The organism is Kangiella sp. TOML190 (assembly GCF_023706045.1).
Taxonomy (GTDB): Bacteria; Pseudomonadota; Gammaproteobacteria; order Enterobacterales; family Kangiellaceae; genus Kangiella.
The window spans coordinates 1,281,750-1,298,629 of sequence record NZ_BQYL01000001.1; the positions used below are offsets into that span (position 1 = coordinate 1,281,750).

A 16,880-nucleotide genomic window follows, 5' to 3' on the forward strand; every position below is an offset into this window, starting at 1 on the left:
AAATCACTTTTAGTTCAAAGTCATTATCAAAACATCAATTCCAAGCTTATTAGAGCGGAAAGCACAGGCAAGGTTTGAAGATTGGCAACAGCAGTCTGAGCAGCCAGTGGCGGATGGCTTGGCGAGTTTAGGCAGACAGTTATTGTTGGCCAGCGATTATGCTTATGAATGGCTGCTAAAGAAACCTGCTTGGTTGCCCGAGATTTATCAACTCCGTCAGCAAGATATCGAATCACTAGCAGCAATACTTAAGCAGCAGCTTGATGAGATAGATACTGACGCGCCAGAGTTTGAGTTAAAACAACAGTTGCGTCATTTGCGCCACTTCTGGTCAATCATTTGTATCGCTTTAGATCTAGAAGAAATCGCCAACATTCGGCAAATTACCCGTTTGCAATCGCAATTAGCCATTGGCTTGATCCAACAAGCTTACCGCTGGTGCTTTAAGCAATATCAACAGCAGTATGGAACGCCGATGGATGTTCAGGGTAACAAACAGCAGTTGGCGATTTTAGCAATGGGCAAATTGGGCGGTATGGAGCTTAACTTTTCTTCCGATGTGGATCTGATTTTTTGTTACCCGAGCGAGGGCGAAACCGATACAAGCCAGTTGGCTCGAACGCCGATAGAAAACAGCAAATTTTTTACCCGTCTAGGACAAAAACTGGTGGCGTTACTGCATGAAACTAACGCTGACGGATTTGTTCATCGAGTAGACATGCGGCTAAGACCCTATGGCGAAAGCGGTGCGCTGGCTTTATCATTTGATGCAATGGCGGATTATTATTTGGAGCAAGGGCGCGAGTGGGAGCGATTTGCCATGATCAAAGCGCAAGTCTTGTGCGATGACCTTGCGGCGAAAAAACAACTGGAATCGATTATAAAGCCCTTTAGTTTTAGACGTTATATCGATTTTAGTGTGCTTGAAGCGATTCGTCAGCTAAAGCTTAAAATTAGCGCCGAGATGCGTAATCGCAATTTGCATAACAATATCAAGCTAGGCTTTGGCGGCATTCGAGAATTAGAATTTATCGTGCAGAGTTTGCAGTTGATCAGCGGCGGACGATTTCCAGAATTGCAAGCCAAAAACTGGTGGCAGTCGTTAGAGCAATTAATTCAGCGACAACTGATCCCAGCTAACAAGGCACAAGCCTTGCAACAAGCATACCAATTTTTAAGAAGGTTAGAAAATAGATTGCAGTTTCGAGCCAATGCGCAAACTCAAGATTTACCTGATGATGAAATAGAACAACAAATCATTGCTTGGCTGATGGATTTCAACACTTGGTCTGAGTTTGCACAAGCGTTTGAAGCACATAAGCAAAGGGTGGAAACCTTCTTTAACGACTTGTTTCATGATCCCAATTCCAGCTCGCAAGAAAATAGTAAGGTTCAGCTAATCACTAAAAGATTGTTCGCTTTAGAGCTTACAGAGAACGAGCAAAAACAGCTTTCTGAGTTACAGATTGAGTCAGTTTTGATCGAGCGATTGCAGCAGTTTCGGCGTCAATTTGTGGATGAAAAACTGGCGGCAAGAGGGCGTAAACGGCTTAATCAACTACTACCGAATTTATTGTTGAACCTAACTCGCTACCCTAAGCCGCAAGCTTTGTTAGAAGCTTGTTTATCCATTTTGCAGTCTATTGGTCGGCGTACCGCCTATTTTGAATTGTTAGCTGAAAACCCACCCTTATTAGAACATCTGGTGGAATTAGCCAGCCGTTCCAAGTGGTTGGTGGAGCAGTTAAAACAATATCCGTCTTTGTTGGACGAGCTCTTATTTCCTTCCAATTTTGGAAAAATATTATCCAAAGCCGACTTTCAAGATTTACTCAAACAGGCACTATTGCGAATTGAACCTGAAGAAGTCGAAGAGCAGTTATTAGCCATTGGTCGCTTTAAAGTAGCTAGTCAATTCAAAGTGGCGGCAGGCTTTTTAAGTCAACGCTTTAGTATCGAACAAGTTACTCGTCAGCTAACCGATATTGCCGAAATTATTTTACAAGCTTTGCTACAACTGGCCTGGCGCGATTTGGCGCTAAAGTTTGGAACTCCGGAAGGGGCAAGCCCTGAAATGGCGAGTAATTTTGCGGTAATTGGTTATGGCAAGCTTGGTGGGCATGAGCTGGGTTTTGATTCGGATCTAGATCTAGTGTTTTTATATCAGGGTGAACCGCAAGCCTACACCAATGGTAAAAAGTCGATAGAAGTTTCACAATTTTATACCCGTTTGACGCAGCGTTTGGTGCACTATCTGAATGCGCGAACGGCGCAGGGTATCATGTATGAAGTGGATACTCGGCTACGACCTTCGGGGCGCTCAGGCTTATTGGTTAGTGAGCTGAGAGCCTTTTGTGAGTATCAAAAAAATGAGGCTTGGACTTGGGAAAAACAAGCTTTGGTACGAGCGCGAGCAGTGGCAGGCGACTCCAGTTTAATCCAGGCGTATCAGAGTTTAAGAAGTTCTTTATTGGTTTCTAATGCGGATCTAACTGAAGAAGTGGCTGCCATGCGACAAAAAATGAAACACAATCTTGATCGCAGTAACGATCAGGTTTGGGATATTAAGCAAGGTGTTGGCGGCTTAGTAGACTTAGAGTTTTTAGTGCAATTTTGGGTGCTAAAAGCAGCGCAACAGGGTACAAGCTTGCCTGATATATACAGTAATGATTATTGGCTCGACTGGTTACTCGAGAAGAATATAATTAGTCAGCAACAACAGGCTCAATTCAAAAGCCTTTACGCTTCTTATCAAGATCTCATTAATCATCAGCGACTGCAAATGCAGCCAGCAACCATTGCCTATGAGGCAGTTCCGCAAGAGCGGCAAATCATTATCGATACTTGGGATTCGACTTTTGGGTCGAGCACGCTACAATAGCTAAAAAGGAGCAGCTTTAGTTAGCAATTATGGCAACTGATTCATCAACAAAAACCACTAGAACCATCGGCCAAGCGGACTTACCGCTAAGTTGCCCGATGCCCGATGAGGCTTTGTGGAACCAACATCCCCGAGTCTATATTCCGCTGGATAAACAAGGCCGTGGAGCCTGCCCCTATTGCGGCAACCAATTTCAACTTAAAAGCGCTGTTGATAGCATAGATGGGGAATCATAAATATGTCTGCGGGAACTAAATGGCGGGTCCTAAAATTTGGTGGCTCCAGTGTTTCCAGTTTAAAAGATTGGCAGAATATTACGACCATTGTTGCTGAACATTTAGCCCAAGGCTTTAAAGTGGTGGTGATCCATTCGGCTTTTAAAAATGTCACTAATCAGTTAGAGCAATTAGCGCAAGCAGCTCTTAAAGCAGAGCATCAGCCTATCTTCGATGAACTAGTAGAACAACATTACAAACTGGCGGATGAACTGGATTTAGCGCGAGCTATTGTTGAGCCTTGGTTTGAAAGCCTAGGGAGTACTTTGTCTAGTATTGCGGCTAAAGAAAATCTGTCGCCTTGCGATCGAGCAGAGTTAGTCGCACATGGCGAACTCTTATCCTCGAGTTTAGGCGAAGCCTATCTAGCGAAAAATTTAACTCAAAAAACCTTATGGCTTGATGCTCGAAAGGTGTTAACTGCGGTAGATGATACGCCCAAAAATGTTAATGAATATTTTTTAAATGCGGTCTGTCACCCGCGCCCTGATAAGGGCTTAAGTCAAGAATGGGCAGAGCAGGCCGAGGTGGTTTTAAGTCAAGGCTTTATTGCCAGTAATAGTAACGGCCAAACGGTGCTACTCGGGCGCGAAGGCTCGGACACTTCGGCAGCTTATTTCGCCGTTTTGACTTCGGCGGAATCACTACAAGTTTGGACCGATGTGGATGGGATCTACTCTTGCGATCCAAATAAGGTTAACTCTGCGATAAAAATCGATCACTTGAGTTATAACCAAGCTTTTGATTTAGCTCAAGCTGGGGCTAAAGTATTGCACCCGCGCTGCTTGAGTGCGATAGCGCCACAAAGAATACCGGTAGAAATTCGCTCGACCAAGCAACCGGAAGTTGAAGGAACTCGCGTGGATGAAAACCACCAAGATTCTAAATGGATTAAAGCGATAGCGCTCAAGCAACAAGTACCAGTGATTACTTTATTATTGGGGCGTCGTGGACAGCAGCCGGATATTCTGCAAAAAGTTTTCGCCATTATTAATGAGTTTGGTTTAACCAGCGAACTGCTGGCTTCGACTAAAGAATCTTTGGTATTGGAAATCGACAACACCAATAGCATCTATACCGAGCAGGTACTTAACGAATTGTCCGCCAAGTTGGCGGAAGTGTGTATGAGCGTCTTCTTGTCGCACAGCGCCATTATCACCCTCGTCGGTTGCCAAGCGAGTCAAGCCCTTTGGCATCTACTGCAAATCGAACAGCAACACTTGCCAGAGCAATGGCTACTGCTCAGCCATACTTCCAGCGACCATCACTTATCCTTTTTAGTGAATGACGAAGAAGCCGAGCAGATAGTTAATTTATTGCATGATAGTTTGATTAAAGGTTCAGGCTAAGCTAAAGGAGGGTGTTAAACGCCTTGTTAGCTGCCATTACTCCTTCGTTGCTTCCAAGACAACACGATAAAAGCTAAGCCACATAAAGAAGCACTGTAAATATAAAAATTAGAAAGGAAACCCGAAAATTGATAGAGTTCATGATCTGAAAGCCTGAAATGCAGCATGCCATGCACAACTAAAAAGCTTGCAATAACAAATCTGAAAGTCTCTCTTACCCTGCCATTTTTATGATGTCCAAAATAAAAGAATGCGAAAAACAAAGGAAAATGAAGTGCCACAAATATAGAACTAGCTTCCGGATCTGGTAGCGTGCGCAAATAAAATAATAAGCGCCATTCCATATTTAAAACGGCATCAAGTTCATGAGTAAAAAGGGCCGCGATCGCCAGATAGTAGAGTGATGTTTTCATGGAGCCTAGCATAAGAATACCTGTATTCGGCTGTAAACCGCTGCTTTATTTTATAAGGTCACTCTATATTTTTGTTGGATTAATAGCAAAGTTTTCAACTTCTTCGGTGCTTTAGGGGCACTTATAAGCCTTGCCATAAAAGCTATAAAAATCGAGGCTATGGGTGCGCTTGGGATTGGTGCGGGTGATCCATAAGCTGTTGGCGCCTAAAGCTAGCGCTTGATTACGAATATCGTTTTTTGCGCCTGAAATTAATTCCTCGTCTTTGGTAAATGGTCCAGTAACAATATTACCTTGAGTACCATAAACTTCGCCTAATAATTGACAACCTTGCGGTTCCGTATCTAATAGGCGGATCTGAGCCGCTTCGACTTTAATCGGTTGGCCGACACAAGCGGTTAGAAAAGCAGCCAAAAGTGTGACTAAAAGAGCAAATGAGAAGATAGTTAATAAGCGCATATTTTAGGTTGTGTTATCCCAGCAAAAGCTGGGATCTCATACAGATGTAGCGATTCTAATAGAAGATCCTGACTTGCGTCAGGATGTCACTAAGTGATAGCGGTTTTAATAATAAGGATTTTCACCCGCGGCGTGTTCGGTTACGTCTTTAACGCCAGTGACTTCTGGAATTTTCTCAATCAGGGTTTTCTCGATACCTTCTTTTAAGGTGACATCAACCATACCGCAACCTTGGCAACCGCCACCAAATTGCAATACTGCAATGCCGTCTTTGGTAAATTCGGTCAGGCTGACTTGGCCACCATGATTAGCCAGTTCGGGATTGATTTCTGATTCCAAAATGTACTTGATGCGATCTTCTGCAGGCGCATCGTTGTCCACCTTACGCGCTTTGGCATTGGGTGCTTTAAGCGTTAGTTGGCCGCCGGTTTGTTCTTTTTGGTAGTCAATTTCTGCTTCCTCAAGATACGGAGCGCTATCAGCATCCACGAAAGCTGAAAATCCTTGAAATGCTAATTCGGTATCATTGTCTTCGACCGCATCCGGCGGGCAATAGGAAACGCCACATTCGGCATGCGAAGTACCTGGGTTAACCACAAAAACACGAATACCCGTTTCCGGTTCTTCTTGGCCTGCTAACAGGCGGCGAAAATGCTCTTGAGCAGCTTCTGAAATGTTAATCATAAGATAACTAATGTTAGGAACGTTACTGAATTATACTCTATCTTTGGGCTTGCGGTGAAGATTGCAAGCGTTAGAATGAGGTAAATCACAAAAATTGAACTAATACCAAATGCCCCTAAAAAATATAAGGTTATTGCTTGCTGCGATGATAAGTCTGCTGGTTGGCACAAGTTTAACCGTTACGGCTGATGACAAAGATCAACTGGATTATTATTTTAATCAAACTATCGACTATGATCCTGCCGTTCACAAACCCAGTGATAGCTTGGGATATGCCATTGGCGATTGGCACTTAAGACCCGATCAGTCTTTAGCTTATTTTAAAGCTTTAGCCGCTTCCAGTGATAAAGTAATATTGCAGGCTACCGGCTATAGCCATCAACAACGGCCGCTAATTGCTGCGTTTATTTCATCAGCAGCCAATCTTGCCAAACTCAATCAGATCCAAGTCTCCAGAGAGCAGTTGCAAACTGAAGATACGCCAAATGTGGTTTATTTGGGGTATTCGGTACACGGCAACGAAGCCAGCGGTGCTAATGCAGCGCCCTTGGTAGCCTATCGCTTAGCAGCTTCTCAGGAATCTTGGGTGCAAGAATTATTAGCCAATAACATCGTGATCATCGATCCGATGCTTAATCCTGATGGAATGGATCGTTTTGCCAATTGGGTTAATCGCTATAAGGGGATGAATTTAGTCGCCGATCCAGCTTCGGCCGAACATAATGAAGCTTGGCCAAGCGGCAGAACTAACCATTATTGGTTTGATCTCAATCGGGATTGGTTGTTATTACAGCACCCAGAAAGCCGGGCAAGAGTAAAACTGTTTTATCAGTGGCGACCAAATATAGTGGGTGATTTCCATGAAATGGGCACCAATGCCACCTACTTTTTCCAGCCTGGTGTGCCCAGCCGACAAAATCCGCTAACGCCTAACAGGAACTTCGAGCTAACGAATGAGATTGCCAAATATCATGCCAAGGCATTGGATACTTTGAATGTGCCTTATTACAGCAAGGAAAGCTTTGACGATTTTTACTATGGTAAAGGTTCAACCTTTCCGGACATTAATGGCGGAGTTGGAATTTTATTTGAGCAGGCCAGTGCGCGAGGCCATTTGCAAGAATCGATTAATGGTGATTTAAGTTTTCCGTTTGCTATTCGCAATCAAGTAGCCACCTCTTTTTCCACCCTTGAAGCTGCAAATAGCCTACAAACCGAGTTAAAAAATTATCAGAAAAATTTTTTTCACGAGCAGAAAAATAAAGCGGCTATCGATAGTCAGAAAAGTATTATTTTTTCCAGTAACGATCCAGCGCGACTGGACGAGTTTATTGAGATCCTGCGTCAACACCAAATTGAGGTGAGTCAAGTAACGCAAGAAGCAGTGTTTAATCGACATAAGTTTCCACCAAATCGTAGCTATCTAGTTAAGCTTGGACAAACTCAGTATGGTTTGATTAGAGCCATGTTTGAAACTAGAACCGAGTTTCAGGACAACACCTTTTATGACGTTTCGGCTTGGACTTTGCCGCTAGCGTTTAACTTAGATTATAGATTCCTTAACCAAACCGAAACCGCTTCCGTGACGTCGGCAGCTATTGAGGCAAACCAAGGCCAGTGGCTGGTGGCAGAGCAAGATATTACGCTAGCATTTTCGACGGATAATTTTTATGCCCTAAAATTTGCCAATCAATTGCTAAAAAAGGGCATTGGCGTCAAGACTGCACTCAAACCTTTCAACAATCAGGTTCAAGGAAAAACGCTTGAGTTTCCTGCAGGGACCCTGTTGGTAGTAAATCAGCCGGATAAAAAATCTCAACTCCAAGAGCTATGGCTGCAATATGGTCAGCCTCACGGTATTGACATCAAGGGTTTAAGTACCGGCTTTAGTCAGGCCGGAATTGATTTAGGCAGTCCAAATGTTAGAAATTTAAAGTCGCCCAAACCGTTGCTTTTGATCGGCAAAGGGGTGTCTTCTTATGAAGCTGGTGAGGTGTGGCATTTGTTGGATAAACGCTTTGGGATTGGCGTCTCAATGCAAGCCGCCAGTAAACTAAAAAACATAGATTTAAGTGGCTATAGTCACCTAATTATGGTGGCAGGGCGTTATCCGAAGCTGGAGCAAGAAGAATTAAAACCCTTAAAAGCGTGGATCACGAATGGTGGCCATCTAATTGCCAGTCGCAGCGCTATTGAGTGGCTTAGTAAGCATGAAATTATTTCGCAAAAGTTACTGCAAGAAGGCAAAAAAGATACTGACGATGCGGTTAATAAAGTACCCAGTAAACGTCCTTTTAGCGATAGAAGTAAAGCTTTTGCCGAGCGCTTGATCGGCGGTGCTATTTTTAAAACGGAGCTGGATCTAACCCATCCATTAACTTTTGGAATTAATCGCCAAGCATTGCCTGTGACTAAAGCAGGGGTGCAAGTTCTTGCGCCCATCGATGAAGATTTTAAAACGGTGGCTCATTATGCCAAAGCTGCGTTAATGGCCGGTTATGCATCAGAAGACAATCTTGAAAAAATTGCGCAAACCCCAGCGGTTGTGGCTTATAGCCAAGAGCGCGGATCAATAATCTTGTTTAACGATAATCCATTGTTCCGAGGTTATTGGCTCGGTAGTGCGCGTTTGTTTATTAACGGTTTGTTTTATAACGATGCTTTTTAAGCGTCAAAAAAAGAAATAGGAATATAAAATGAAAGCGAAATTTTCATTAGGGTTTTTGCCATTAATGGCAGTGATATTATGCTTATTGGCAGAAACGGCTACGGCCAAAAGTTGGGCTGATATTGAAGCCAAGAGCCGTAAAGTGAATGGTTTCATGCCCTATTATTTGAGCAAAAGCCAAGGCAAAGTCTGGTTGGAAGTCAGCAATTTTAATCAACCGTTTATTTATTACAGTGGCTTGCCTTATGGCATTGGCTCGAATGATATTGGGCTTGATCGAGGACAGCTTGGACAGAGTCGTTTGGTGCAGTTTGAGCGCTATGGCAATAAGGTTTTGCTCAAACAACTTAACACCGACTATCGGGCCGATACCGATAATAAGGCGGAAAAGAATTCGATTGCCCAAGCATTTGCCAGTTCGGTATTGGCTGGGTTTGAAGTACAAGCAAGCCGTTCCAATAAGGTATTAATTGAATTAACGCAGTATTTATTAAAAGATTTGCATGGCGTTTCTGCGCGTCTTAAAGCGCGTAAGCAAGGGACTTATTCAGTGGATACTTCGCGTTCGGCGTTAGTTACTGAAAAAGTTAAAAACTTCCCCAGAAACATCATTTTTGAAAGTTTATTGACCTTTAAGGGTAGTGGCGCTGGCGAGTTTGTACGCCAAGTAACCCCCTCGCCGAATGAGATTACCGTACAGCAACATTTGTCGTTCGTTGCTTTGCCCGATGATGCTTATCAGCCACGCGCTTTTCATCCCCACTCAGGTTTTTTTGAACTTTCGTATAAAGACTACGCCACTCCGATCACCGCGCCCATTGATAAGAAATTAATTTATCGTCACCGCATAGAGCGCAACCAAGAGGGTAAGATAAAGCCGATTGTGTATTATCTCGATCCGGGTGTGCCTGAGCCTGTGCGAGGCGCTTTGTTGGATGGCGCTCGTTGGTGGCAACAAGCCTTTGACGCGATTGGCCTAGAAGGCGCTTATCAAGTGGAGATGTTGCCTGAAGATGCCGATCCTTTGGATGTACGTTACAACGTGATCCAGTGGGTGCATCGTGCAACGCGCGGCTGGTCTTACGGTTTTTCGGTTTCAGATCCGCGCACCGGTGAAATCCTCAAAGGTCATGTCACCTTGGGTTCGCTTCGGGTACGCCAGGATTTACTAATAGCTAACGCCCTGACCGCGATCTATGGCGGTGAGAATGCGGACGCAAAATCCAAAGCTGCTAAGGAAATGGCGTTAGCGCGAATTCGCCAGTTATCGGCGCACGAAGTAGGGCACACGCTCGGGATCGCGCATAATTTTGCAGCTAGTCCCGATAACCGCGCGTCTGTGATGGACTACCCGCATCCATTGGCGGAGTTCATTGATGGCCAGATCAGCCTTGAAAATGCCTATGCCAAAGGAATTGGCAAGTGGGATATCGAGACGGTGCGCTACGGTTATTCTGAGTTTGCTGATAAAGCTGCGGAACAAGCAGGTCTGGCTAAGATCGTCAAAGATATGCAAGCGCAAGGCTTAGGTTTTATTTCCGATCCCGACGCCCGTCCCCAAGGCGGTGCTCACCCTGTAGCCCATCTTTGGGATAATGGTCAAGATCCGGCGCAAGAACTAACCCGAGTATTGGCCATCCGCGTTAAAGCACTAGAAAACTTTGGTCATCATAATCTAGCCAAAGGAATGCCTTATTCCGAGCTGGCGGAAACGTTGGTTCCTTTGTACTTATTCCATCGTTATCAAACCGAGGCAGCGGTGAAATTAGTTGGTGGCGTGGAGTACGAATACAGCGTTAAAGGCGATAGTTTTAAACCAGTGGCGTTTGTTGAAAAGAGCACGCAAGAAGCGGCGTTACAAGCCTTGCTGAGCAGTTTGTCATTAGAGGTATTGCAAGTTCCAGAGTCGATTTTAAGCCTGATCCCGCCCAAGGCGTATGGTTATTATCGCAACCGAGAAAGCTTTCCGAGTAAAACGGGTTTAACGCTCGATCCGGTATCTATGGCCGATACTGCCGCGCAGCATAGCTTAACTTTGCTGTTGAATCCGCAACGTCTGGCGCGTCTGTTACAACAAAAAGCGATGGATCCAGAGCAATTGGGCTTAAGTGAAACGATTAACCAGTTGTTGGATGCGACTTTAATGGCAAATCAGCAACAAGGCTTGAATGGTTTAATTCAACAGCGGCTGGATTATTTAACGCTAAGTCAAATGATCAAAACTGCTGAATCTGCCCAAGCTTCTCCAGAGGTCAAAGCACACCTTTATAACGAGCTAGGGAAAATTAATGGTTGGCTACAAACCCAAGCTAATCGCAATCCAGTGCGTTTTATGTGGCTAAAAGCTTTAATGGAAAAATACTTTAATGGCGACTTAACCATCGAAACCTTACCTAAAGTAACTATGCCGCCAGGTTCGCCGATTGGTTAAATACTAATTTGCTATAAAAAAACACTGCTTTGGCAGTGTTTTTTTAAGGGTGCCCATCCATGAGCGGGAGGATAAAATGCTAACAGAAGTTTGGGGTTCGGTTGATTGAGGTCGTTTGGGGCATAAGATCAAACCGGACTTCTGTTAGCTTAAAATCGTTCGGTTACCAGCCAAGCACTGAGCCTAAGACGATACCGACGGCTAGCGGCTCCCAATAGCGGTGGTGACAGTGGCGACTGTGGACATGACCGCGAGGGAAAGGGTGGTAAGCATTGCCATAGTAGAACCAATCCTGACCTAGGTAATAAACCGACGTTGGGTAATAGTCATAACGTGGGTAGTAGTGACGGTAGCCGTAGTAATGTCTATGACGCGGTTTATAGTGGTTACGATAGTGTCTATCATGACGGTAGCGATCACTATGGCGATGACCGTGACGACGATCGTAATGGCGATCATGACGTCTATCGTGACGGTTATAATGGCGATTATTGTGTCGATTATGGCTACGGCCGCTGACACGATGCTTGCCACCATTGGCACGATGATTGTTACGATAAGCGTCGTGGGTACGTGCGGAACTTCTATTGCTCGAGCGACTCGAATGACGATTAGCATCGTGCTTAATGCCGCGCTGACTTGAGCGATAGTTAGAACCAGAACGATGGCTCTGCGCTTTGCCACTGGATTTGTAAGCATTTGATTTGCTAGGGCCATGATGCTCTTTAGCAACCGACACTTGCGACAAACCTAAGCTTAGCGTTAGCGCAACAATTGGGGTGATGATTTTCTTCATGGCTTTCTCCTATGAAACTAAACAGTCTCCACAAATCTATGTAAAATAGCTTCTGTGGATGATGGTTCCTACTTTAGTCTAGGTAAACTGAATTTTTCCTGAATATGCGACAAAATCTAAAAACTTATGGTGAAAGGTATATCAATTGCAGATTAAATTATGTGAAATCAATGATTTAGAAAGCTTAACTCCCTTGTTTGATGATTATCGGCAGCACTTTAAACAAAGCTCCGATCCAGCGGCAGTCAAGGCCTATTTACAGCAGCGAATTGAAGCTAACGAAGCGATTATTTATTTGGCTCATAGTGGGGATGAGATCCATGGCTTTGTAATGTTGTATCCATCCTTTTCCAGTATTGGTTTGGCGCCCATTTGGATTTTAAACGATATGTACCTCAAATCGGGCAGCAACAAAAGGCTAATGGCGCTTCAGTTATTGGATCAGATTGTAGAAGACTGCAAAGCTGCTGGCGCAATTCGGATCGAAGTCACTACCCGCAAAGAAAATCATAAGCTGCATAAACTCTACAAAGACTATGGGTTTGAAAAGGACTACAAATACGACTACTACTTTCTGCAAGTAACGCAAGCCGCAGCGGCCGATATGCTAAAGTGATAAAAGCGTGTCTTGCTAAGGATGTATATATCACGCTAACTTTACCACCAGAACGCTACTCCGTTACCACTCTGCTGGCGCTGGACTATTCCCCAGCCTGTATTGCAATAATGTCCCAATCAAAACCAAAAAGCTATCCAAGCCTTCGCTGATTAAGGTCCCAAATATCAGGCAATAAAAAAGCCTCCGAAGAGGCTTTGTTTTACTCGCAAAGCGTTGATTATTCTAAATTCACTGTAAAGGTTAGTGACGGGTGTAATCCTACTTCAGCTTGAGATATAAGCTCATCCCAGTTCTTACCTAAATAGCTACGCTGAAAAGCAATTGGGAGTGTTCCGACTTTATTTTTTAAGCATTGATACTCTAGTCTACTAGCTATTTCACAAGTTCTTTCAACCAAGATTCCATCTAATAAACTACTTCTCATTATTTTCGTTAACTGCTTGTCTTTATTGATTACTTTTCCATCTTTGTTTTTTAAGCTCTCCTTTATCTTACCAACTACAAAGTTAAAAGTAGATGGGTCAGCACTCAAGTCATAAACAACTTTATTTATACGCTCATATTCGTTTTCTTCCAAAAACTGCAATATTGCATAAAATGCCTCTTCATAAATATTAAGACTTGGTTCGCCACTTTTATTAATAGTTTCTGCACCTGAGCCATTGTTAAATTGAAGAATCCACTTGTTTGCCAATTTTAAGTTTTTATATGTAATGCTCCTTATCTCATTTCCAGAGGACCCTACTACATGGATTTTATAACTATCCTTGTCTGTTTTATTTATTGTTACCTTGTAATCCTTATCCTGGTTAGCACATGCAGATGTACTGACCAGAAGGGTTAATAAAATAAATATTATTTTCAAATTTTTCATTGTTTGCCTCAAGTTTTAATCTAGCAAGAACAACCGCCACTGGTCGGTAAAAACCAAACATCGCCAGTCCAAACATAATTATCCATATGTGAAGCAGAAATGACAGCTGTATGTCCACTTGAAGATACAATGGCTGCTCCGCCCGATCTACTTACAATAAATGATGCTCGTAAAGCCTCAGCTCCACCATTTCCATTTAACGACATAGCTGGCGCCCCATAAGTATCTCGAAGATACCTATTCATATTTGAGGCACTAATAATATATCTGCCATCAGACCCACCTTGATTTCGGTTTGTCTGATGTGCTGGACTTGATGGTATTTCAGCTCCGCTATTATTTAAGGCATGGCTTACTCTTGCTGCACAGGAGTCTTCCGCTCCATTTTCAGAACCTCTTCCATAAGCATCATTAAGTGAGCCGCCTATTAAGTCCCATACATCACCACTTGATTGATAATCATTATAGTCAGGATAGTTACTCATAAACGTTTGCGAGTTCGGTAAACAAGCACATAGTCCCATAGGGTCGAATAATCTAACAGGATTCGCACCAACATATGCATAAGTATTAACTCCAGCAGCCAATCCAATCGGATCAGATTGAATGTATCGCCCCGTGCTTGGGTCGTAATCCCTAAAGTAGTTATAAACTAATTGCATTTACGACCCATACTATCCGACATAGTTAACAACCACCACTACCATTATTCCAAGCCCAATATCTTAGTGAGTTCTTCTAACTGATACTGGTACTGGCTCAAATCTTTATTTTTAAATTTTTGCAGGTTTAATAACTTCCATTTTATAGATGGAAAATCTTTAAAATCATAATGGCTCCAATCTGGTTCTAGTTGATTGAAGATTAAAATAAACTGCTTGTCCAGTTCTGTAAGAGTAGCATTAACCAATTCAATTAACTCTTCTCTTGTGTTCTCATAATCTTGATAACTAAAATCAATTTCACTCATGCCTACAAACTGTTGCTCAAAAGCTGAGGTTTGATCTTGTCGATTAGGGTTAAGGAGCTCATGAGTTGGGCGATTACTACACAATAAACTAAATATAAAACCTTGCTTGATCTGATCATTAATAGCTTCATTGTCTAGCATGAGCCGAACGTCAAATAAATCTCTCGGATGCTGTCTATCTAATGCCGCACAAATCTTTCCGCCATAAAGCTGCCCAGTTGGAACTACAGGCATAATGCAAAATGAGTCAAACTTATCTTGAGCTTCCTCACATAACTGAAGCTGTTGTGGCTCTCCCAATAAACCTCGCCCAACCATATTAACTTCAACTTTAATGGATACCCCAGCTTTTTCGATATGCAATTTACCTTTACGAGAATCATGCTGGACATCAATCGTAGGATTAAGCAAATTAATTCTTGCCTGTATGCGTGATAAACCTTCATTCATTCCAACTAAAAACTCATCGCGCTCGACTAGATCAACAAAGGTTAAATCGATATCAACGGATAACCTTGGCAAGTCTCTCACAAATAAATTAATTGCAGTACCACCGTGCATGACAAACGATTCTTCCTTTGCCACCTCAGGTAGTACTTCCAATAACAGTTGTACTTGATTTTTATAAACTGGGATCATGATAATCCTTCTAACTCTTTAGGTACCACTAGCTGGTAATCTGATATGTAAGTACCGTCAGAAACAATACTACGTTTTCCTTTTCCCAAATCTACTTTGTCTAAATTGATTAACGGTAACCAACTGTGTCTAGCTTTATCGGCCATATATAGAAATAAGCGCTTCACTTTAACCGAAGTACAATTTTCTAAAAGCTCTTGAACGGTTTTAGGCCTTAAATTATTCAAGCCTTCCATTAACTCATAAACCTCTAACAATGGCTGACTCTTTGGAGCCAAATACAAGCATTCCATTATCGCCCTAGCAGGATTGGAAACTTTTACTTCAAAATTCCTACTTTCATAATTAACAAGGCCTAAATCAGGTGGCAAAAAATCCGTATATTTACAACTCCATTTTATTGGCCAATCATACTTTTTATACCAGGCTGGTAATTTTTCGTTTCGCGTACTGAACAATTGCACTCGTTTAGGTGCTAGCTCCAAATAATGAGACTTCCCAAGCAAAGCTAGAGCCGTTTTTGCCGCAGGATGTACCGATAAACCCAACTGAGACTGAAGCGCATAGATGCCCCCTAGATAACCCACACTATCGCCATGGCGTATGTGAGCCCCTCTACCTATGGAGCTTAACCAATTATTTTTCACATACTTCCGCAGCAAATCATAGCTGTAGCCGTGCTCGGACAACCAAGCAGAGGTTAAAACCACTCCCGCAGGTTGCAAGTTAAGCAATTGGTTTATTTTTGTTTCATTTACAGTACTCATAGTACGGATATTACATCATTTTTAAACCAAATCAAGTTTGAAGTTTAATTTTGAACGTGTTAGCGTACTATAAGTACGCTAATCCATACATTTATAAACCTTGTCTGGGAGCGCTATTGGCTGCTGGATGATACTGGTTATAAGCCTTACTTAAGTCTTTAGCGGTTAAGTGGGTATAGATTTGAGTGCTTTTCATATCTTGGTGTCCCAAAAGCTCTTGAACAAAGCGAGTGTCAGCACCGCCGCGTACCATATGTGTGGCGGTAGCGTGTCTGAAGATATGACAAGCTCCTTGCTTACCAATCCCTGAGCGAGCAACATAGTAACTCGCCAGCTCAGTAAGCGCCGACAGCTTTAATGGTTTACCGTTATGGCCTAATAGCAACGCATCACCTGAATCAATATTGGCAAGTTTTGGCCGTAGTTCCTTTAAATATTTTTTAAGCCAAAATTTTACTCTTTCAGCTAATGGAGCAACTCGATCCAAGGAACCTTTACCTTTACGGATAATGACTAAATTATTTTTAAAGTCGAGGTGATTCACTTGCACCCTGGCAACCTCACAACGCCTCATGCCTGTCCCATACAAGAACTCTAAATAAGCACGATCTCTGAGCATCATGGCTCCAGCCGTTTCAGTTTGCTTAAAAATCAGCTCAATCTCTTCAAAATCGGGTATATCTTTGGGAAACTTCTGCGGAACTTTAGGCAGAGTAAATTTCTTATAGAAGGTTGAGTCCATCAACTCATAATGATCTAAGAATTTCAAAAAGCCCGTAACGGCCATCAATCGCAGTCGCTGAGTCGAAAGCTGCAAAGGCTTACCATCAGGCTTACGGTAGCGATATAAATGCTTACGAAAGTTTTCAAGAACCTCAATCGATAAATCACCAATAACGCTTATGTTTTGAGAGCTACACCAGTTGATAAAAAGATTCAGTGCTCTCTCCTTCGTATAAGCCGTTTGATCTGATAAACCTTTCGCGAGCACATCTTCAATATGATGAGGCACAAGCTCTGCTAATGTTTTAATTCTTTGTAGGTTAGTCATCGCG

General features: G+C 42.9%; 15 protein-coding genes and 1 pseudogene. 6 read left to right on the forward strand and 10 right to left on the reverse strand.

Annotated features, from left to right (window positions below):
* Positions 1-37: 37 nt before the first annotated feature.
* The 3 genes from glnE to NFS34_RS06285 are packed head-to-tail and all read left to right on the forward strand — an operon-like array spanning position 38 to position 4,505.
* Entirely contained in the window at positions 38-2,881 is a 2,844-nt protein-coding gene (gene glnE / locus NFS34_RS06275; protein WP_285834472.1) for a bifunctional [glutamate--ammonia ligase]-adenylyl-L-tyrosine phosphorylase/[glutamate--ammonia-ligase] adenylyltransferase, read from the forward strand.
* Positions 2,882-2,910: 29 nt separating this feature from the next.
* A complete protein-coding gene (locus NFS34_RS06280; protein WP_251359086.1) occupies positions 2,911-3,117 on the forward strand; it encodes a zinc-finger domain-containing protein in 207 nt (68 codons plus the stop codon).
* Positions 3,118-3,119: 2 nt separating this feature from the next.
* Positions 3,120-4,505, forward strand: coding sequence for an aspartate kinase (locus NFS34_RS06285; RefSeq protein ID WP_251359087.1), 1,386 nt, complete (start codon positions 3,120-3,122; stop codon positions 4,503-4,505).
* 26 nt (positions 4,506-4,531) lie between these two features.
* Here NFS34_RS06285 and NFS34_RS06290 read toward each other — a convergent pair whose 3' ends face one another.
* From NFS34_RS06290 to nfuA, 3 genes are all read right to left on the reverse strand, one after another.
* On the reverse strand, positions 4,532-4,918 hold the full coding sequence (locus NFS34_RS06290; protein ID WP_251359088.1) for a DUF6713 family protein: 387 nt from the start codon (positions 4,916-4,918) through the stop codon (positions 4,532-4,534).
* A gap of 111 nt (positions 4,919-5,029) precedes the next feature.
* Positions 5,030-5,377 carry a DUF4156 domain-containing protein gene (locus NFS34_RS06295; protein WP_251359089.1) on the reverse strand — a complete coding sequence of 116 codons (348 nt, stop codon included), beginning with the start codon at positions 5,375-5,377 and terminating at the stop codon, positions 5,030-5,032.
* 105 nt (positions 5,378-5,482) lie between these two features.
* The gene (nfuA, locus tag NFS34_RS06300; protein ID WP_251359090.1) at positions 5,483-6,061 is read right to left on the reverse strand and encodes a Fe-S biogenesis protein NfuA; all 579 of its coding nucleotides are present in this window, start codon (positions 6,059-6,061) and stop codon (positions 5,483-5,485) included.
* Positions 6,062-6,206: 145 nt separating this feature from the next.
* Here nfuA and NFS34_RS06305 point away from each other — a divergent pair, with 145 nt between their 5' ends.
* Both NFS34_RS06305 and NFS34_RS06310 read left to right on the forward strand, forming a co-directional pair.
* On the forward strand, positions 6,207-8,729 hold the full coding sequence (locus NFS34_RS06305; protein WP_251359091.1) for a M14 family metallopeptidase: 2,523 nt from the start codon (positions 6,207-6,209) through the stop codon (positions 8,727-8,729).
* A gap of 28 nt (positions 8,730-8,757) precedes the next feature.
* A complete protein-coding gene (locus tag NFS34_RS06310) occupies positions 8,758-11,160 on the forward strand; it encodes a zinc-dependent metalloprotease (protein ID WP_251359092.1) in 2,403 nt (800 codons plus the stop codon).
* Between the two features lie 163 nt (positions 11,161-11,323).
* Here the strand turns inward: NFS34_RS06310 and NFS34_RS06315 are convergent, their stop codons facing one another.
* Positions 11,324-11,956: a hypothetical protein gene (locus tag NFS34_RS06315; protein ID WP_251359093.1), complete on the reverse strand. Its 633-nt coding sequence runs from the start codon at positions 11,954-11,956 to the stop codon at positions 11,324-11,326.
* A gap of 145 nt (positions 11,957-12,101) precedes the next feature.
* Between NFS34_RS06315 and NFS34_RS06320 the strand changes: the two genes are divergently transcribed.
* Positions 12,102-12,572, forward strand: a complete 471-nt coding sequence (locus tag NFS34_RS06320) for a GNAT family N-acetyltransferase (RefSeq protein ID WP_251359094.1) — start codon at positions 12,102-12,104, stop codon at positions 12,570-12,572.
* A 220-nt stretch (positions 12,573-12,792) separates the two neighbouring features.
* Here the strand turns inward: NFS34_RS06320 and NFS34_RS06325 are convergent, their stop codons facing one another.
* From NFS34_RS06325 to NFS34_RS06345, 6 genes and pseudogenes are all read right to left on the reverse strand, one after another.
* Positions 12,793-13,449 carry a hypothetical protein gene (locus NFS34_RS06325; protein WP_251359095.1) on the reverse strand — a complete coding sequence of 219 codons (657 nt, stop codon included), beginning with the start codon at positions 13,447-13,449 and terminating at the stop codon, positions 12,793-12,795.
* A 20-nt stretch (positions 13,450-13,469) separates the two neighbouring features.
* Positions 13,470-13,973 carry a T6SS effector amidase Tae4 family protein gene (locus NFS34_RS06330; protein ID WP_376707970.1) on the reverse strand — a complete coding sequence of 168 codons (504 nt, stop codon included), beginning with the start codon at positions 13,971-13,973 and terminating at the stop codon, positions 13,470-13,472.
* Positions 13,965-14,105, reverse strand: a pseudogene (locus NFS34_RS11645) (RHS repeat-associated core domain-containing protein); the annotation flags it as partial. The gene NFS34_RS06330 and the pseudogene NFS34_RS11645, both read right to left, overlap by 9 nt.
* Before the next feature lie 50 nt (positions 14,106-14,155).
* Entirely contained in the window at positions 14,156-15,058 is a 903-nt protein-coding gene (locus NFS34_RS06335) for a nucleotidyl transferase AbiEii/AbiGii toxin family protein (protein ID WP_251359097.1), read from the reverse strand.
* Positions 15,055-15,825 carry a type IV toxin-antitoxin system AbiEi family antitoxin gene (locus NFS34_RS06340; protein ID WP_251359098.1) on the reverse strand — a complete coding sequence of 257 codons (771 nt, stop codon included), beginning with the start codon at positions 15,823-15,825 and terminating at the stop codon, positions 15,055-15,057. Before NFS34_RS06340 ends, NFS34_RS06335 begins: the two co-directional genes overlap by 4 nt.
* 91 nt (positions 15,826-15,916) lie before the next feature.
* The gene (locus NFS34_RS06345; protein WP_251359099.1) at positions 15,917-16,876 is read right to left on the reverse strand and encodes a tyrosine-type recombinase/integrase; all 960 of its coding nucleotides are present in this window, start codon (positions 16,874-16,876) and stop codon (positions 15,917-15,919) included.
* Between the last annotated feature and the right edge of the window lie 4 nt (positions 16,877-16,880).

Coding starts and splice junctions, on each gene's coding strand:
- NFS34_RS06280 (WP_251359086.1), top strand. CDS start 2,911: ATGGCAACTGATTCATCAACAAAAACCACTAGAACCATCGGCCAAGCG.
- NFS34_RS06285 (WP_251359087.1), top strand. CDS start 3,120: ATGTCTGCGGGAACTAAATGGCGGGTCCTAAAATTTGGTGGCTCCAGT.
- NFS34_RS06290 (WP_251359088.1), bottom strand. CDS start 4,918: ATGAAAACATCACTCTACTATCTGGCGATCGCGGCCCTTTTTACTCAT.
- NFS34_RS06295 (WP_251359089.1), bottom strand. CDS start 5,377: ATGCGCTTATTAACTATCTTCTCATTTGCTCTTTTAGTCACACTTTTG.
- nfuA (WP_251359090.1), bottom strand. CDS start 6,061: ATGATTAACATTTCAGAAGCTGCTCAAGAGCATTTTCGCCGCCTGTTA.
- NFS34_RS06305 (WP_251359091.1), top strand. CDS start 6,207: ATGATAAGTCTGCTGGTTGGCACAAGTTTAACCGTTACGGCTGATGAC.
- NFS34_RS06310 (WP_251359092.1), top strand. CDS start 8,758: ATGAAAGCGAAATTTTCATTAGGGTTTTTGCCATTAATGGCAGTGATA.
- NFS34_RS06315 (WP_251359093.1), bottom strand. CDS start 11,956: ATGAAGAAAATCATCACCCCAATTGTTGCGCTAACGCTAAGCTTAGGT.
- NFS34_RS06325 (WP_251359095.1), bottom strand. CDS start 13,449: ATGAAAAATTTGAAAATAATATTTATTTTATTAACCCTTCTGGTCAGT.
- NFS34_RS06330 (WP_376707970.1), bottom strand. CDS start 13,973: ATGGGACTATGTGCTTGTTTACCGAACTCGCAAACGTTTATGAGTAAC.
- NFS34_RS06335 (WP_251359097.1), bottom strand. CDS start 15,058: ATGATCCCAGTTTATAAAAATCAAGTACAACTGTTATTGGAAGTACTA.
- NFS34_RS06340 (WP_251359098.1), bottom strand. CDS start 15,825: ATGAGTACTGTAAATGAAACAAAAATAAACCAATTGCTTAACTTGCAA.
- NFS34_RS06345 (WP_251359099.1), bottom strand. CDS start 16,876: ATGACTAACCTACAAAGAATTAAAACATTAGCAGAGCTTGTGCCTCAT.